Raw genomic sequence first — 15,845 nt, forward strand, 5'->3', positions numbered from 1 at the left:
ACATTGGGCTGTAGGAGCAGGGCTCGTCGGGACGCCGCACCGCCGCGAATGGGTTTCAGGGTTTAGAAGAACCCAAGCGGATTGGTGTCATAGCTCACCAGCAGGTTCTTGGTCTGCTGGTAGTGGTCGAGCATCATCTTGTGGGTTTCACGACCGACCCCGGACTTCTTGTAGCCGCCGAACGCGGCGTGCGCCGGATACAGGTGGTAGCAGTTGGTCCAGACACGACCGGCCTTGATCGCCCGGCCGACGCGGTAGGCGCGGTTGATGTCGCGGGTCCACAGGCCGGCGCCAAGGCCGAACTCGGTGTCGTTGGCAATCGCCAGGGCTTCGGCTTCGTCCTTGAAGGTAGTGATGCTCACCACCGGACCGAAGATTTCCTCCTGGAACACACGCATCTTGTTGTTGCCCTTGAGCAGGGTCGGCTGGATGTAGTAACCGCTGGACAGGTCGCCCTCGAGTTTCTGCACCTGGCCGCCGGTCAACAACTGCGCGCCTTCCTGCTTGGCGATTTCCAGGTACGAGAGGATCTTGTCGAACTGCTGCTCGGACGCCTGGGCCCCCACCATGGTGTCGGTGTCCAGCGGGTCGCCACGCTTGATCTGCTCGACCTTCTTCATCACCGCCTGCATGAATTCGTCGTAGATCGATTCCTGCACCAGGGCGCGGGATGGGCAGGTGCACACTTCACCCTGGTTGAAGAACGCCAGCACCAGGCCTTCGGCGGCTTTTTCGATGAAGCTCGGCTCGGCCTGCATGATGTCTTCGAAGAAGATGTTAGGCGACTTGCCGCCCAGTTCCACGGTGGACGGAATGATGTTCTCGGCGGCGCATTTCATGATGTGCGAGCCGACCGGGGTCGAGCCGGTGAAGGCGATCTTGGCGATGCGCTTGCTGGTGGCCAGGGCCTCGCCGGCCTCCTTGCCGAAACCGTGTACCACGTTCAGAACACCTGGCGGCAGCAGGTCGCCGATCAGTTCCAGCAGCACGCAGATGCCCAGCGGGGTCTGCTCGGCGGGCTTGAGCACCACGCAGTTGCCGGCGGCCAGGGCCGGGGCGAGTTTCCAGGCGGCCATCAGCAGTGGGAAGTTCCACGGGATGATCTGGCCGACCACGCCCAGTGGTTCATGGATGTGATAGGCGACGGTGTTGCCGTCGATCTCGGCGGCGCTGCCTTCCTGGGCGCGCAGGCAGCCGGCGAAGTAGCGGAAGTGGTCGGCGGCCAGCGGGATGTCGGCGTTGAGTGTTTCGCGCACGGCCTTGCCGTTGTCCCAGGTTTCGGTGATCGCCAGGGTTTCCAGGTTCTGTTCGATACGGTCGGCGATCTTCAGCAGGACCAGTGAGCGGGCCTGCACCGACGTGCTGCCCCAGGCATCGGCAGCGGCATGGGCGGCGTCGAGGGCCTTGTCGATGTCCTTGGCGTTGGAGCGGGGGAATTCGGCGATGGGCTTGCCGTTGACCGGCGAAGTGTTGGTGAAGTACTGGCCGTCGACCGGTGCGACGAACTCGCCATTGATGTAGTTGCCGTACTTGGCCTTGAACGAAACGATGGCGCCGGCAGTACCTGGGTGGGCATAACGCATGGTGAGTGTCTCCTTGGCTTTTGTGCTTATTGGGGAGTACGCGATTTAGCGTCTGACAAGCGTAGAGCAAAGGTCGGGCCAGTGCGTCGAAAGCCCTCTATGGCGGGCTTAGGCCTGGCCGGCCTGAAGCACGAGCCAGTGGGCTGTGGCAGGGGTGGTACAAGCTGGGGTGACAATTTGTAACGGAGATGGCACAGCCCGTGACTCGGTGGTCGCGGGGAGATTGCAATGCTCGCCGGGCAGGAGGATGCTGGGCGCTCGGTGAAGTTGAACATGCCTCAAGGCTTCGGGTTGTGGGCAGGGCCTGCCGGCCTCTTCGCGGGCAAGCCCGCTCCCACACAGGACGGGGGAGAACAATAAGAAATGCAGAACAACCATCTGAGTCGCCACGCCCAGCAGGTGCTCACTGTGACCCAGGGCAAGAGCCTGCCTGGCGGTCCGGGCAGTGATCCGTCGATCGCCCGCTCCTGGCTGCGGTGCCTGGAGGACTACCATCTCGACCCCTCGTTGAGCATCGCGCCAACCGTGCTTGAACACGGCCGCCTGCTGGAAAGCCGCGAACGCCTGCGCCAGGTGCTGCAGATCGCCGGCAGCGAGATGACCAGCCTGCACCAGCAATTGTCCGGTGCCGGTCACGCGGTACTGCTGACCGATGCCCGTGGGGTGATCCTCAACTGCGTCACCGCGCCCGCCGAACGCAAGATATTCGAGCGTGCCGGGCTCTGGCTCGGCGCAGACTGGAGCGAGGCCTGCGAAGGCACCAACGGTATCGGCACCTGCCTGGTGGAGCGGCAGGCGCTGACCATCCATCAGGACGAACACTTTCGCGGCCGCCATACCGGGCTGACCTGCTCGGCCAGCCCGGTGTTCGATCCCCAGGGCGAGTTGCTGGCGGTGCTGGATGTTTCCTCGGCGCGTCCCGAGGTGTCCCGGCAAAGCCAGTTCCACACCATGGCGTTGGTGAACCTGTCGGCGAAGATGATCGAGAGCTGCTATTTCCTGCGGCATTACGACAAGCACTGGTTGCTGCGTTTTCATTTGCAGGCGGAGTCCGTTGGCCTGTTCAGCGAGGGCTTGCTGGCGTTCGATGGCGAAGGGCAGGTCTGCGCGGTCAACCAGAGTGCACTGAACCTGCTCGGGTTCGGCCGTGGCAGTTTGCTCGGGCAGCCGGTGGAAGCGTTTTTCGACTGTTCGCTGGATGAGCTGCTCGGTCGGGCCAGCACCCAGGCCAGCGCCAGCTGGCCGTTGCGCACACGGGATGGCCGCAGCCTGTTCGCGGTGCTGCGTGGCCAGCCGCGTAGCGTACCTGTGTCGTTGGTGCCGGCTGCGGTGGCGGTCGAGCGGGTCGCCCAGGCAGGCATCTGCCTGGACGACGAGAGCCTGCAAAGTGATTTTCGCAAGGCGTTGCGGGTGTTCGAACGCGATGTGCCGCTGTTGATCAACGGCGAAACCGGTTCCGGCAAGGAGGCATTTGCCAAGGCGGTGCACCAGTCCAGCCAGCGCGCGGACAAGCCCTTCGTCGCGCTCAACTGCGCGGCGATCCCGGAAAGCCTGATTGAAAGCGAACTGTTCGGTTATCGCGGCGGCAGCTTTACCGGCGCGCGCAAGGAGGGCATGCGCGGCAAGCTGCAGCAGGCCGACGGCGGCACGCTGTTCCTCGATGAGATCGGCGATATGCCGCTGGCGTTGCAGACCCGTCTGCTGAGGGTGCTGGAGGACCGGCAGGTGGTGCCGATCGGCGGCGAGCCCGAAGCGGTCAATGTGCGGATCATCAGCGCGACCCATCGCCATCTATTGGAGCGGGTGCAGGACGGCGGCTTCCGTGAGGACCTGTATTACCGGCTCAATGGGCTGGAGATCGGCTTGCCGGCCTTGCGTGAGCGCAGCGACAAATCCCGGTTGCTGGATTTCCTGCTGGCGCAGGAGGCGGCGGGGCAGGTGGTGTCGATCGACGCGGCGGCGCGCCAGGCCCTGCTGGGGTTTGCCTGGCCGGGTAATGTTCGGCAGTTGCGCACGGTGCTACGTACTTTGGTGGCGTTGTGTGAGGAAGGGCGGATTGGCGTCGAGGACCTGCCAGCGATGATTCGCCAGGTTCGCCCGGTGGTCGAGGCAGTGGTGGCTGAGCCGGTGGGTGGGCATCCGTTGGAGGATGCCGAGCGCGTGGCTCTTCTGAATGCCCTGGAGCAGCAGCGTTGGCACATGACCAATACCGCGGGGCAACTTGGGGTCAGTCGCAATACGCTGTATCGAAAACTGCGCAAGCATGGGATTGCTCGCTAGACGCGAAATTTTTGAACACCACGGATCCTGGATAAACCACATGCTTGTGGGAGCCGGCTTGCTGGCGATAGTGCTATTACAAGCGACAAAAATGTCGACTGTCAGATCGCTATCGCCAGCAAGCCGGCACCTTCAAGGGGCCTGTGCCAGGCACAGGCCCGGCGGGGTCAGACGCGGAAATGGCTGACCATCGTCTGCAACTGGCCGCCCAGGCGGGCCAGTTCGACGCTCGATGCGGCGGTATCATCGCTGGCGGCAGCGGTCTGCTCGCACACGTCGCGGACGCTGATGATGCTGCGGCTGATTTCCTCGGCCACTGCGCTCTGCTCTTCGGCCGCTGCGGCGATCTGCTGGTTCATGGACTGGATGTTCGACACCGTGCGGGTGATGTTCTCCAGCGAGACGCCCGCCTTGCGGGTCAGCTCGACACTGCTGTCGGTCAGTGAGCGGCTGTTGTTCATCACGGTCGCTACCTGTTGGGTACCGCTCTGCAGGGCTGCCACCAGGCCTTCGATTTCCTCGGTGGACTTCTGCGTGCGCTGGGCCAGGCCACGGACTTCATCGGCAACCACGGCGAAACCGCGCCCGGCCTCGCCGGCACGGGCGGCTTCGATCGCGGCGTTGAGCGCCAGCAGGTTGGTCTGTTCGGCCACGGCCTTGATCACGTCCATGACGCTGCCGATCTTGTCGCTTTCCTGTTGCAGCACGGTCATGGCTTCGGTAGAGCGCACCACTTCGCTGGCCAGGCGTTCGATCTGGGCAATGGCTTCGCCCACGACCCGGTCGCCGGCACGGGCTTCGCCGTCTGCCGCGGAGGCGGCACGCGAGGCTTCTTCGGCGTTGCGCGCAACTTCCTGAACGGTCGCGGTCATTTCGTGCATGGCGGTGGCCACCTGGTCGGTCTCGACCTTCTGGCTGTTGACCCCGGCGCTGGTCTGCCCAGTGACTGCCGACAGCTCCTCGGCGGCGCTGGCGATCTGGGTCACGCCATCGCGGATGCCGCTGATCAGATCGCGCAGGGTCGCGCCCATGCGCTGGATACCCTGTTGCAGCACGCCCAGTTCGTCACGACGGGTGACCACCAGGTTGTGGGTCAGATCGCCGGAAGCGATGCGCTCCACCACGCCCAGGGTTTCCTGGATCGGGCGGGTGATCTGGCGGGTGATGACCACGGCGGCGAGGATGCCGACCAGCAGGGCGAGCAGGGTGCTGCCCAATTGCAGGCTGCGGGCCTGGGCGCTTTCGCTGTCACGGCGGTCCAGTTGGATCTGGTACAACTGTTCGCTGAGGGCGACGATGCTGTTGCCCTGCTCGGTCATTTCCTTGCGGGCCTGCACGACATCGTTGTTGGTCTGTTTGTAGGCCAGCACGGCCGTACGGTAGTTGCTCAGGCCGGTTTCCAGCTGTTGCAGTTCGCGCTGTTGGCTGCTGCTGAAATGCTCAGCCAGTTGCTTGAGGCCGGCAATCGTTTCGTTCAACTGATTGGCAGCCTTCTGTTCGGTTTCCGGGTTACTGTTGCCGGTGTAGCCACGTACTTCGTAGCGGGTCAGCAGGAATTGTTCCTTGGCCTGGATGATGGCCTGGAACCGCTCGAAGCGGTTGTCGTCGCCTGGAGCCATCTGCAGCACGTTGTCATGAAGGGTGTTGATCAGTTTCTGTACGACTTCGGCCGTGTCGCCCATGCTCTGGCGAGCACTGTTACCGGCGCGGTAGGCCTCGCGCATCTTGTTCAGCGACTGTTGGTAGGCGGTGATGGTTGCCGCCTGCTCCTTGAGCAGCTTGACGTTTTCCGGGCTCTTGAAGCTGTTGAGCAGTTTCTGCTGCTGGGCGATGAACGCGTCGAGGTTGACCTGGACGTTCTGCGCGGCGGTTTCGTCGCCGTTGGTCAGCATGTATTGCAGCCGGGCCACGCGCAGTTTGGTCAGCGAGGCATTCAGCTGGGTGATGTCGCTCATCCAATTGCTGCGGTCGATCAGGCCGCCCAGGCTGGTCCAGCCGGTCAGCGCCAGGATCGTGGTCAGCGCCAGGACCAGGCCGAAGCCCAGGCCCAGTTTCAGATTGACGCTGATATTGCCAAACCAGCTATTCATTGAATTCCTCCAGTAACTTGGTGTTGCTTGCTCGTTGGGTGGCTGGAAGGTGTTGTTATTGGTGCCAGCTGAATTGGTTCGTAAGGGCTGTATCGGCGGCGGGGCCGATAGCTGAAAGGTTTTTCTTCGCGAAGATGTTTCACGAAATGTAACTCCTTGCAGGGCCTGCATCCCTGGCGGGTCTACGTTGCGTCGGGTGGCTTTGCCTGGCTCATGTCAGGTTCATGAATTGAGGAAATTTTCACATTCCTTTCACCGCAGCGCGACTTCCACAAACCTAGGCTCTTGCCCCGAATGAGCTGAAAGCAGGTAACGGAGCGGTTTTTCCAGCGGCAGTGACGCCCTTGTCATTTTTGCGTTGTAGCGTCATCGCCACCGCGCACTCAACCCGCCTTCACCTCTGGGGCCGCCGAACGTGGAATCAAGACTGTCGTATCGCTGGGTGAAGCGCTCGTTCGAATTGAGCCGCCTGGCCAAATACAGAAATACCCTCGTGGTGCTGCTCGCCGCGCTATTCGTCACGCCCGTGACGCTGGCGATCCTGCAGCCGATGGCCGTTGCCGACCTGGCCCGCAGCGGCAGGCAGGGCGCGGACATGCTCGGTGCGGCCTGGGACAAGGGCGAGATGGTGGTGCTGGTGCGCCATGTCGAACGGTGCGACCGTTCCAGGGCGCAGTGCCTGGCGCAGGCGGATGGTATCACCGATCGGGCCCGTGATGTGGCGGTAGGCCTGGGGGCGCGCTTCGAACGGCTCGGCCTGGCCAGGACCGACATCTACAACAGCCCGTTGACCCGCACGGTGCAGACCTCGACCTACATGTTCAACCACGCCAGCAGTACCCAGGACTGGCTGTTCAACTGCCGCAAGACCCTGTTGCGCGACATTCGCCGCTACAAGGTCGCCGGGCGCAACCTGGTCCTGATCACCCACAGCGAATGCATGGGCGCACTGGAACAATCGATGAATTTCTCCATGCCCTCGCCAGGCTACGGCCTGTCCCTGTTCCTCACCGAGACGGCGGCCAGCAAGGGGCCGAAGGTTCTCGGCTATCTCGAAGCCTCGGACTGGCCGAAGCTGTTCAAGCCGTAGGCCGACGCAGTGGCAGCGCCGCAGGGCACTCGATGAAGCATTTGAGTTTGCCGCCATCCCCTTTACAGTACGCGTCCCCGGGAAATGAATCCCGGGTGTTTTCCCATGGAGTTATCCCTTGAAATACGCGAGCAAAATCGCCGCCTCCCTGCTGGTCACCCTGGCGTTGGGCGGTTGCACCGGCACTGCGATGAAGACCCGTCAACTGGACAGCAACCAGTACACCGTAATCGGCCATAGCGAAGCGACCGCTACCGGCATGTTGCTGTTCGGCGTGATCCCGATCCGCCAGAACGATCGTTTCGTCCGTGCCCAGACCGCTGCCATCCAGGCCAAGGGCGGTGACGCACTGATCAACACCCAGATCCAGGAAAACTGGTTCTGGGCCTGGGTCCTGACCGGCTACACCACCAAGGTGTCCGGCGACGTGGTCAAGCTGAAGACCGCTCAGTAAGCACCCGCCCAAATGAAAACGGCGCTCCAGGAGCGCCGTTTTTTTATGCCTGCCGCCTATCGCGTATAAAAGTAGTAGGTGCGCTTGCCGCCGACGCTGACGGTGGCCAGCACCTTGTGCGTGGCATCGGGTGCCTGGTTCTGGGCGACGGCGACATTGTCTGGCGAGGCTTCCAGGAACGTATCCAGTTGCTCCTGGGTCTGCACCACCGCCTGTTGGCGCTGGGTGTAGAACACCGTCGAGGCCAGGCGTTCGTCTGGCTGGTACAGCGCGACCTGCTTGCCGCTAGCCTGCAGGGCAATGACCTGGTCGGTCACCGGCTTGAACGAGGTGTCGCGGTCGTCCAGTGGTGCGCGCCAGGCGACCACCAGGTAGCCGCAGACAATCACGGCCAGCAGTGCGGCGGCCAGGGGGCGACGGTTGTCGACCAACTGGCGGCTGAACGTCGACGTGGCGGAACGGCGGCGCAGCCAGTCGAGGACCACCGCGCTGTATTCGGCGGCGATGATGGCGGCGGCAGGCGCCATGGACACCATGTACACCATGCGTTTGCTCGAAGCCAGGGTCAGCAGGGTGAACTGGGCCAGGAACCAGATGCTGGCAAACAGCAGGTGACGCTTGTGCACCAGGTCCTTGCGCAAGTGCCAGAGGCCCAGGTACACCAGCAGGTTCCAGGGCAGGAACGCTTCGGGCAGCTTGGTGAAGTAATAGTAGAAGGGCTCGTAGTGGCCGGCGGCGGTGAAGGAGCCGCTGAAACGACCAACGCTGTTGGCCCAGAGCACTTCGTTGACGGCCGACGAGCCGCCTTGCAGGTACAGCAGCTTCAGCCAGATCAGCAGCGGAATCAGCCCGACCACGGTGAACAGCGCCGGACGCAGCCAGTTGCCGAAGCTGAAGCGCTTGTCGAGCAGGCTCTCGGCGACCAGGTAGAAGAAAATCACGATTCCCGGTAGGGCCAGGCCCAGCACGCCCTTGGTCAGGGTTGCGATGGTGATACCGAGCATGAATACCAGCCAACTGCCCAGGGTCGCGGCTTGCCGCTTGCGTTGCTCGTTGGCGTGGAAGAAAGCGAACAGCGCCAGGGACACGCCAAGGCTGAGAATCGCGTCTTCGCCGACCTGGCGGGCGTTGCCCAGGTAGCTGGCCATGGTCATCAGCATCGCTGCGGCGGCCCAGGCCAGCAGGATCGGCCGGCCGATCTTGCGCATGAAGCCGTACAGCGCGAGCACCGTGAACAGCCCGGCGAACGCCGAGGCCAGGCGTACCGCCAATGGCGTGCCCCCCAGCAGCTTGATCGCCGTGGCATCGAGCCAAAGGCTCAGTGGTGGTTTTTCCAGGAACGAATCGCCCAGCAGGCGCGGGGTGATCCAGTCGCCGTTCAGGTGCATTTCCATGGCGATCCCGGCGACCCGGGACTCGGTGGAACCCTGCAGTTCATGGTTGCCCAGGGCAAAGAAGAAGACGAGACAGCCAAGCAGGAGCAGCAGGATAACGGGACGTGTCGTTCGCATGGTGATACCGGCAAAGGGAAAGTCAGCCCTGGGGCCTCCAGATAACCCGGCACTATACGGACAAAGATCTTAATAAATTGTGAATGACTGTTTACCTGGTTCAGCTTGCCCGACAGCGGTGGCGAGCAGGTTCGCCACCGCTCTTGCAGGTCAGTCGCCGAGGGCTTCGCCTTCGCGGCGCGGATCGGCACCACCGGCCCATGACGAGCGGCCCTGGGCATCGCGCACGCGCATGATCGCCTGGGTGCCGCTGGTCATTTCCAGTTCGTTGATGTCATGACCCTGCTTCTTCAGCCTGTCGATCGAGCCTTGGGAAAACAAGCCCGGCTCCAGTTCGGTCGGGCCATTGCGACTGCCGAAGTTCGGCAGGTTGATCGCAGCCTGTGGGTCGAGCTGCCAGTCCAGCAGGCCGACCAGGGTCTTGGCCACATACTCGATGATCTGCGAACCACCGGGCGAACCGACGGTACCGAGGAATTCGCCGTTCTGGCGGTCGAACACCAGAGTGGGTGCCATCGACGAGCGCGGACGCTTGCCCGGCTCGACACGGTTGGCCACCGGCTTGCCGTTTTCGCTGGGGATGAAGGAAAAGTCGGTCAACTGGTTGTTGAGCATGAAGCCCTCGACCATCAGGTGCGAACCGAACGAGCTTTCCACAGTGGTGGTCATCGACACCGCACCGCCCTGGTCATCCACGGCGACGATCTGCGAGGTGGAAATGCGCATGGGCGAGCGATCGGGCGCGAGGGCGACCTGCAGGCCAGCCGGTACACCGGGTTCGGCCTTGCCCAGGCTGCGTTCGCTGATCAGCCGGGCGCGTTCAGCCTGGTAGGCCGAGTCGATCAGGCCAGCCACGGGTACCGGGACAAAATCGCTGTCGGCCACGTACAGGCCACGATCGGCGTAGGCCAGGCGCTCGGCTTCGGAGATCAGGTGCACGGCTTCCGGGCGTGGTTCCAGGCCAGCGGGCGTCGAAGTCTTCAGAGGCGATAGCGCCGGTAATGCCCAGTGCTTGTCTCGGGCCTCCAGCGCCTGCAAGGTGCCGAAAATCTGTGCGATGGCAATCGCGCCGGAAGAGGGCGGCGGCATGCCGCAGAGTTTCCATTGCTTGTAGTCGGAGCAGATCGGCGTGCGCTCCTTGGCCTGGTAGCCCTGCAGGTCGGCCAGCGACAGGCTGCCGGGGTTGGCGCTGCCATTGACCGCGGCGACGATTTCCTCGGCGACACGGCCTTTGTACAGCGCATCGCTGCCTTCATTGGCGATGCGCTTGAGCACGGCGGCCAGCGCCGGGTTCTTCAATGTCGTGCCGACCGCTTTCGGGCGACCGTCAGGCTCGAGGAAATAGGCTGCCATGGCCGGCGATTTCGGCAGGAACGGGCTGGCGGCGATCTGCTTGTGCAGGCGTGGCGAAATCGGGAAGCCCTGCTCGGCCAGGCGGATCGCCGGCTCGAACAGCTTGGCCCAGGGCAGCCGGCCGTTGCTGCGATGGGCCAGCTCCAGGGCTCGCATCACCCCGGGCGTACCGACCGAGCGGCCACCGATTTGTGCCTGGGTGAACGCCATCGGGGTGCCATCGGCGTTCAGGAACAGTTTTTCGTTGGCGCCGGCCGGAGCGGTTTCGCGGCCATCGTAGGCATGCACCTGCTTGCCATCCCAGACCATGATGAAGGCGCCGCCGCCTATCCCGGTGGCTTGCGGCTCGACCAGGGTCAGCACGGCCTGCATCGCAATCGCGGCGTCCACGGCGGAGCCGCCCTGGCGCAGGATCTCCCGCCCGGCCTTGGCGGCCAGCGGGTTGGCGGCGGCAGCCATGTGTTTGCTGGCGTGCTGGGTGAGCATGCCGCTGCGATAGCCGGTGGCGATCTCCGGTGCGTCGGGCAGGGCAAGGGCATGGCTCTGGGCGCTGAACAAGGCCAGCGAAAGGGCGAAAGTCAGGACGCGAATGGGATGGCGGCGGGGAATGATTCTGGAGTGCACTGCGTAGGCTCCTACCTTGGACTGACTCGGGACTATAGAGGGTGCCAGGAGTCGGGGACAGCACAACCCGCTTTGCCGAGAAGTATTCCCAGTCGCGTGGGTTCTGTGCCTTCGTTCAGGGAGCATTCAGCGCTGCTGACGGCACCATGCTGGTTTGCCCGTCCACCCTGTCGTTGCGAATTGAGTCGTATACCGATGGCCTACGAAAAACGCCTTGGCTTTGAATCCCTGTCCATCTTTCTGGTTGCCCTGCTGCTCTTCACCTTTGGAATCTGGGACCAGACCGCCCAGGGTTTCGACGGGCGCTGGTGGCTGTTCCTTGAGGAAATGTACCGCCATGGGCCAGGCTTTTTCGCCACGACCTATGGCGAGCCCTATCCCGACTATCCGGGCACCGCGACTTTCCTGAGCTACCTGTTCGCCCAGCTGTTCGGCACGCCGAACCACCTGGCCAATGTGATGCCGACGGCACTGGCCTCGGCGGGCGTGTTGGCGATGATCTACCGGCTGCTGGCGCCGTCCGGCCGCAACTGGGCGCTGCTGACGGTGCTGCTGACTGCACTGACGACGCAACTGCTGGAAAAGTCCCGCTCGGTCTGCCTGGACCAGATGACCTCGTTGCTGTGCCTGGCCTGCTTCTACCTGCTGCACACAGGCGAGCGCCTGGGGTCGAAGCTGCGGCAATATGCAGTCTTCCCACTGTTCGTACTGGGCTTTGTCATTCGCGGGCCGCTGGGGCTGATCGAAATCTGTGGCGTGGCCTGTGTCTACTGGGCCGTGGGCGTTTCCCATTCGCGGACCGAGAGGCTGCAGCGGCTGTGCAAGGTCCTGGGCTACGGCGTGACCGGCCTGCTATTGCTGGTCGCCTGCTGGTGGGCCCTGATGAGCCTGGCCCGCCTGAGCGGCGGCGAGGATTTCGCCAGGCAGGTCTACACGATGCAGATCGGCGGTCGTCTGGGCGAAAGCGGCGAGCCGTTCTTCTTCTACTTCCAGCTCAGCCTCTACCGCTACTTCCCGGTGGTGCCGCTGGCACTGGCGACCCTGATCGCACTGCGCCACAAGTGGTTGCTGCGTGATCGCGACCGTGATGTGCAACTGGTCCTGCGGCTCGGTGCCTGCGGCCTGATGATTTTGCTGGGGTTGTCGGTGCCACACTTCAAGCGTGCCTACTACATCCTGCCGATGGTGCCGATGTTCGCGGCGGTGGCGGCCCATGGGCTGCTGAACGCGCAAGGCTGGCTGGTGGGCGTGCGGCGTTTCTATGCCGGACTGGTGGCGCTGTTGCCGGGGCTCGGGATCATCGTGGTGTTCGTCTTGCACCACGCCTGGCTCAAGCATGGGTTCTGGCCGCAGGTGTCGTTGCCGTTGCTGGTCGGTGTGTTGTTGGTGATGCAGGTTATCGCCGCCCATCTCTGGCTGAAACAATCTAGTGAGCCGGGCCGGCGCCTGGTGCTATTGAGCCTGATCGCCCTGGCGGCCCAGTGGCTGCTGCTGGTCAAGGTGGTCGAGCCGGCCAAGGATATCGAGTTCGACACCAGGGGCTTCGTCGGCCCGGTGGAGCACCTGCGTGCGGCCAGTCCGGGGCCGCTGGTATTCCTCGACATGGGGCAGGACACCTGGGCGGTGCGCTACATGATGAACCTGGACCACGACGAGAAGCCGCTGTTCGTTGCCGGGAAGGATGCGGCCAGCCTGGACGCACTGCCGCGCCCGGCCTGGGTGATCCTGTCGCGCAAGGCGCGGGGCCTGCTGGCGGGCACGTCGCTGGAGAAGGCGGAACCGGCGTTCGAAGGGCGTTTCAACGGCAATCCCTGCCTGGTGTTTGAACTGAAATGAGCGACTGAAGTTCGGCGCCTGCGTTGAAATAGTACTCGCCAAGGCTGGGGCGTGGGGCTTTAATCGGACCCGATTCCATTCAACCCGATTCGAGGTGACGAGCCCATGTCCCAAGCAAACAACCTGGTCAGCTTCAAACGTCCGGACGGCCGTGAGGTCAGTGGCTACCTGGCCCGCCCGGCCAAGCTGGAAGGCGCCCCGGCCATCGTGGTCATTCAGGAGTGGTGGGGCCTCAACGACCAGATCCGTGGCGTCGCCGATCGCCTGGCCGCCAGCGGCTACCTGGCGTTGGTACCGGACCTGTATCGTGGCGAGTCCACGGTGGAAGAGGAAGAAGCCCATCACCTGATGAGCAAGCTCGACTTCGCCGAAGCGGTTGCCCAGGACATCCGTGGCGCGGTGCAGTATCTGGGTGGCTACACGAAGAACATCGGTATCACCGGCTTCTGCATGGGCGGCGCGCTCACCCTGTTGTCGCTGAATGCGATTCCGGAGTTGACCGCCGGGGTGGTCTGGTACGGCTTCCCGCCACTGGAATACCTCGACGCCTCGAAGATCAAGGCGCCACTGCTCGGCCACTGGGGTACCCAGGACCTGTTCTTCGCGATCGAAACCGTCGATGCGCTGGAAGCCAAGCTGCATGAAGCGGGTGTCGATGCCTCCTTCCACCGCTACCTGGCGCACCACGCCTTCGCCAACGAAACCGCAGTGGGCAACGGCCGTATCGCCGGCACCCAGTTCGACCCGGTCTGGTCGCAACTGGCCTGGGATCGCACGCTGACGTTCTTTGGCAAGACCTTGTGGCGGGACTGATGCTCAGCCCTGTGGATAAGTTGACGGCGTAACAGTCAATACGCCCGCACCCACCGCACCCGAGTCGTCGCCTGGGTCGAGCTGCCACTGCCGCCGGTGCTCGGCGTCGTCGGGGTGGTGATGGTCTGGTCGGCGGTCACCGAGGAGACGTCGATGGCGATGCCGCCCTGGGAGATGGTGGTCGGGCTTGAACCGTTGTTGCCGGTGGTCAGCGAGCCCTTGATGTTGGTGGTGGCGCCCGAGGTGTTCACCAGACCGCCGAGGATGACGTTGCCGTAGAGCGTCCAACCGGCGGTGGACAGCCCGCCGTTCGCCTCGATCGCGATGTTGCCGATCGGCAGGCCGCTGTGGCTGACGTTGGACGAGTCGGTCCAGGTCGCCAGGCCTGGGGGCGAGGCGCTCTTGTTGCACAGGTTGGTCGGATAGAACGAGCCGGTGCACAGGTTCGAGTAGCCGGAGAAATTCGGCGAATACAGCGGCACCATGCCGCTGCTGGTCAGGGTCACGTCACCGGTGGTCAGTACCGTGTTGGTCAGGCGGCTCATGCTCTGCACGCCGTTGAAGGTGACGTTGCCATCGAACCACAACACCCCGGGCGGGAACGCGGTGATGCCGGTCAGGTTCCAGCCGCCGCTCGGCGTGGCGGTGTTGCCGCAGGTGCTGTTGCCGTAGTTGCAGATCATGAAGTTGCTGCCCAGCAGGGTTCGCATGTCGGTGGTCGCCAGGTTGTAGGGCCCGGCGGAAACCGTGGTACCGGCTGCGGTCTTGACATTCTGGATGGTCAGCATCGGCGTGCTGCCGGAGAACGAGAACACATAGTTGGCCTGGCTTTTCAGCGGCGTGACATCCACCGGCACGGCGGTGATGTTGCAGTACGGCACGCCAGGCAGGCCGGGTGAAGAACCGGCGACGTTCGGTGTCAGGTTGGCGATGGTGTTGCCGGTATAGGGCGTGCCGTTCTGGTTGAGGATCTGGCCGCTGATCTGGCTGGCGGTGCTGAAGGTCGGGGTGTTCCACTGCGTCACGCTGAGGTTGCCGCCGCCCTGGAACTTGCCGACGTTGGCGGTGATGATCGAGACGTCACTGTTGGCCTTGAGCGTGTTGTAGGTGGCGCTGTAGCCGGTCAGCGCCATGGTATTGCCCCAGAACGTGCCGACGGTGCCGGTGAGGAAGTTGATGTCGCCACCGTAGACCGCGTTGTAGCTCAGCGTGATGCTGGCGGGCAGGGTGCCGGTGCCGGAGATCAGTTGCGCGCCGCTGGTGCTGATGGCCCCGGCCGATTGCGTGGCCTTGCTCAGGTCGAGGGTGTAGATCGCGCCGGAGCTGAGGGTGATCAGCGCTGTGCCGGTGCTGGCGGCGGTGATCGAGTTGTCGCTGTTGCGGGTGCCGCCGACCAGGGCGGTGCCGACGGTCGAACCGCTCGACAGCACGTTGGCCCGGAATGCGCCGGCCTGGATCGCCACGTAGCTGCCACCGGACTGGGTGATGTTGATCGACTTGGCGCCCACCGTGAGGTTCACCGGTGCGCTGCTGGAACTCATGGAAAAGGTCCCCTCGGTGTTGAGCGTTGCGTTGTCCGCGATGCCGCCGCCGCTGAGGTTGATGCCGGCCTTGGCGCAGCCGGAAACATAGGCCTTGGAACCGTTGGAAATGGTCAGGATACCGTTGACGACGATGTTCGCCAGGGTCGTGCCGTTGGTGATCGACAGGCTGCCGCCGGTGTAGTTGAAGTTGCCGTTGAACTGCAACGCTGGCGGCAGGTTGCCGCTGGGCGGCGTGGTCACGGTGCTCGCCGGGGTCAGCACGTAGACGACCTGAAGGGTATTGGTGGCCAGGTTATTGGTGGCCGTGATCGTCGCGGTCACCAGGGTGCTGCCGCCGCTGGCGACTTTGGAAATGATCTGGGCACTGAGGCCGGTGGCACTGATCGGCAGGTTGCCCACGGTGACGTTGGCCAGGGTGCTGTCCTGGGTCAGTTGGCCCTGCAGGTACAGGCGTACCCATTCCACGCCGCTCCAGACCCGCGACTCCGCCGGCGAGGTGGCATGGGCGGCCATCTGCTGCTGTTGGGCACCGCTGATGCCGTACATCATGCTCAGGGCGGTCACGCTCAGGGCCATGCCGACGAACAGGATCATCAGGGTAGCGGCCATGCCGCGCTGGGAGGCGCGCGTCGATCGGAAAAACGCGGGTGCAGGCATCGGGCGCTCG

The 15,845-nt window shown here is 63.7% G+C and carries 10 protein-coding genes and 1 pseudogene; 5 read left to right on the forward strand and 6 right to left on the reverse strand.

Annotated features, from left to right (window positions below):
* Window positions 1-62: 62 nt before the first annotated feature.
* Complete coding sequence (gene exaC / locus AC6I6U_RS07210; RefSeq protein ID WP_497881300.1) at window positions 63-1,583, reverse strand: acetaldehyde dehydrogenase ExaC; 1,521 nt, start codon at window positions 1,581-1,583, stop codon at window positions 63-65.
* Window positions 1,584-1,946: 363 nt separating this feature from the next.
* On the opposite strand from exaC, the gene AC6I6U_RS07215 reads away from it, so the two are divergent.
* Complete coding sequence (locus AC6I6U_RS07215; protein WP_497881301.1) at window positions 1,947-3,863, forward strand: sigma-54-dependent Fis family transcriptional regulator; 1,917 nt, start codon at window positions 1,947-1,949, stop codon at window positions 3,861-3,863.
* Between the two features lie 167 nt (window positions 3,864-4,030).
* Here AC6I6U_RS07215 and AC6I6U_RS07220 read toward each other — a convergent pair whose 3' ends face one another.
* Both AC6I6U_RS07220 and AC6I6U_RS07225 read right to left on the reverse strand, forming a co-directional pair.
* Window positions 4,031-4,894 carry a methyl-accepting chemotaxis protein gene (locus AC6I6U_RS07220; protein ID WP_497882997.1) on the reverse strand — a complete coding sequence of 288 codons (864 nt, stop codon included), beginning with the start codon at window positions 4,892-4,894 and terminating at the stop codon, window positions 4,031-4,033.
* A 39-nt stretch (window positions 4,895-4,933) separates the two neighbouring features.
* Window positions 4,934-6,124 (reverse strand): annotated as a pseudogene (locus AC6I6U_RS07225) (methyl-accepting chemotaxis protein); the annotation flags it as partial.
* A 244-nt stretch (window positions 6,125-6,368) separates the two neighbouring features.
* On the opposite strand from AC6I6U_RS07225, the gene pmrG reads away from it, so the two are divergent.
* Entirely contained in the window at window positions 6,369-7,043 is a 675-nt protein-coding gene (gene pmrG / locus AC6I6U_RS07230) for a lipopolysaccharide core heptose(II)-phosphate phosphatase PmrG (protein WP_497881302.1), read from the forward strand.
* A gap of 118 nt (window positions 7,044-7,161) precedes the next feature.
* Window positions 7,162-7,497, forward strand: a complete 336-nt coding sequence (locus AC6I6U_RS07235; RefSeq protein WP_497881303.1) for a hypothetical protein — start codon at window positions 7,162-7,164, stop codon at window positions 7,495-7,497.
* A gap of 56 nt (window positions 7,498-7,553) precedes the next feature.
* Here AC6I6U_RS07235 and AC6I6U_RS07240 read toward each other — a convergent pair whose 3' ends face one another.
* Together AC6I6U_RS07240 and ggt are read right to left on the reverse strand one after the other, a co-directional pair.
* Window positions 7,554-9,008: an ArnT family glycosyltransferase gene (locus tag AC6I6U_RS07240; protein WP_497881304.1), complete on the reverse strand. Its 1,455-nt coding sequence runs from the start codon at window positions 9,006-9,008 to the stop codon at window positions 7,554-7,556.
* A 150-nt stretch (window positions 9,009-9,158) separates the two neighbouring features.
* Window positions 9,159-10,943: a gamma-glutamyltransferase gene (gene ggt, locus AC6I6U_RS07245; RefSeq protein ID WP_497882998.1), complete on the reverse strand. Its 1,785-nt coding sequence runs from the start codon at window positions 10,941-10,943 to the stop codon at window positions 9,159-9,161.
* A gap of 237 nt (window positions 10,944-11,180) precedes the next feature.
* Here ggt and AC6I6U_RS07250 point away from each other — a divergent pair, with 237 nt between their 5' ends.
* Together AC6I6U_RS07250 and AC6I6U_RS07255 are read left to right on the forward strand one after the other, a co-directional pair.
* Window positions 11,181-12,821: a glycosyltransferase family 39 protein gene (locus AC6I6U_RS07250; protein ID WP_497881305.1), complete on the forward strand. Its 1,641-nt coding sequence runs from the start codon at window positions 11,181-11,183 to the stop codon at window positions 12,819-12,821.
* Between the two features lie 105 nt (window positions 12,822-12,926).
* A complete protein-coding gene (locus tag AC6I6U_RS07255) occupies window positions 12,927-13,634 on the forward strand; it encodes a dienelactone hydrolase family protein (RefSeq protein ID WP_497881306.1) in 708 nt (235 codons plus the stop codon).
* A 35-nt stretch (window positions 13,635-13,669) separates the two neighbouring features.
* On the opposite strand, the gene AC6I6U_RS07260 is transcribed toward AC6I6U_RS07255, so the two are convergent.
* Complete coding sequence (locus AC6I6U_RS07260) at window positions 13,670-15,835, reverse strand: beta strand repeat-containing protein (RefSeq protein WP_497881307.1); 2,166 nt, start codon at window positions 15,833-15,835, stop codon at window positions 13,670-13,672.
* Window positions 15,836-15,845 lie beyond the last annotated feature (10 nt).

It is taken from the genome of Pseudomonas sp. UTLPPB19802 (assembly GCF_059730225.1).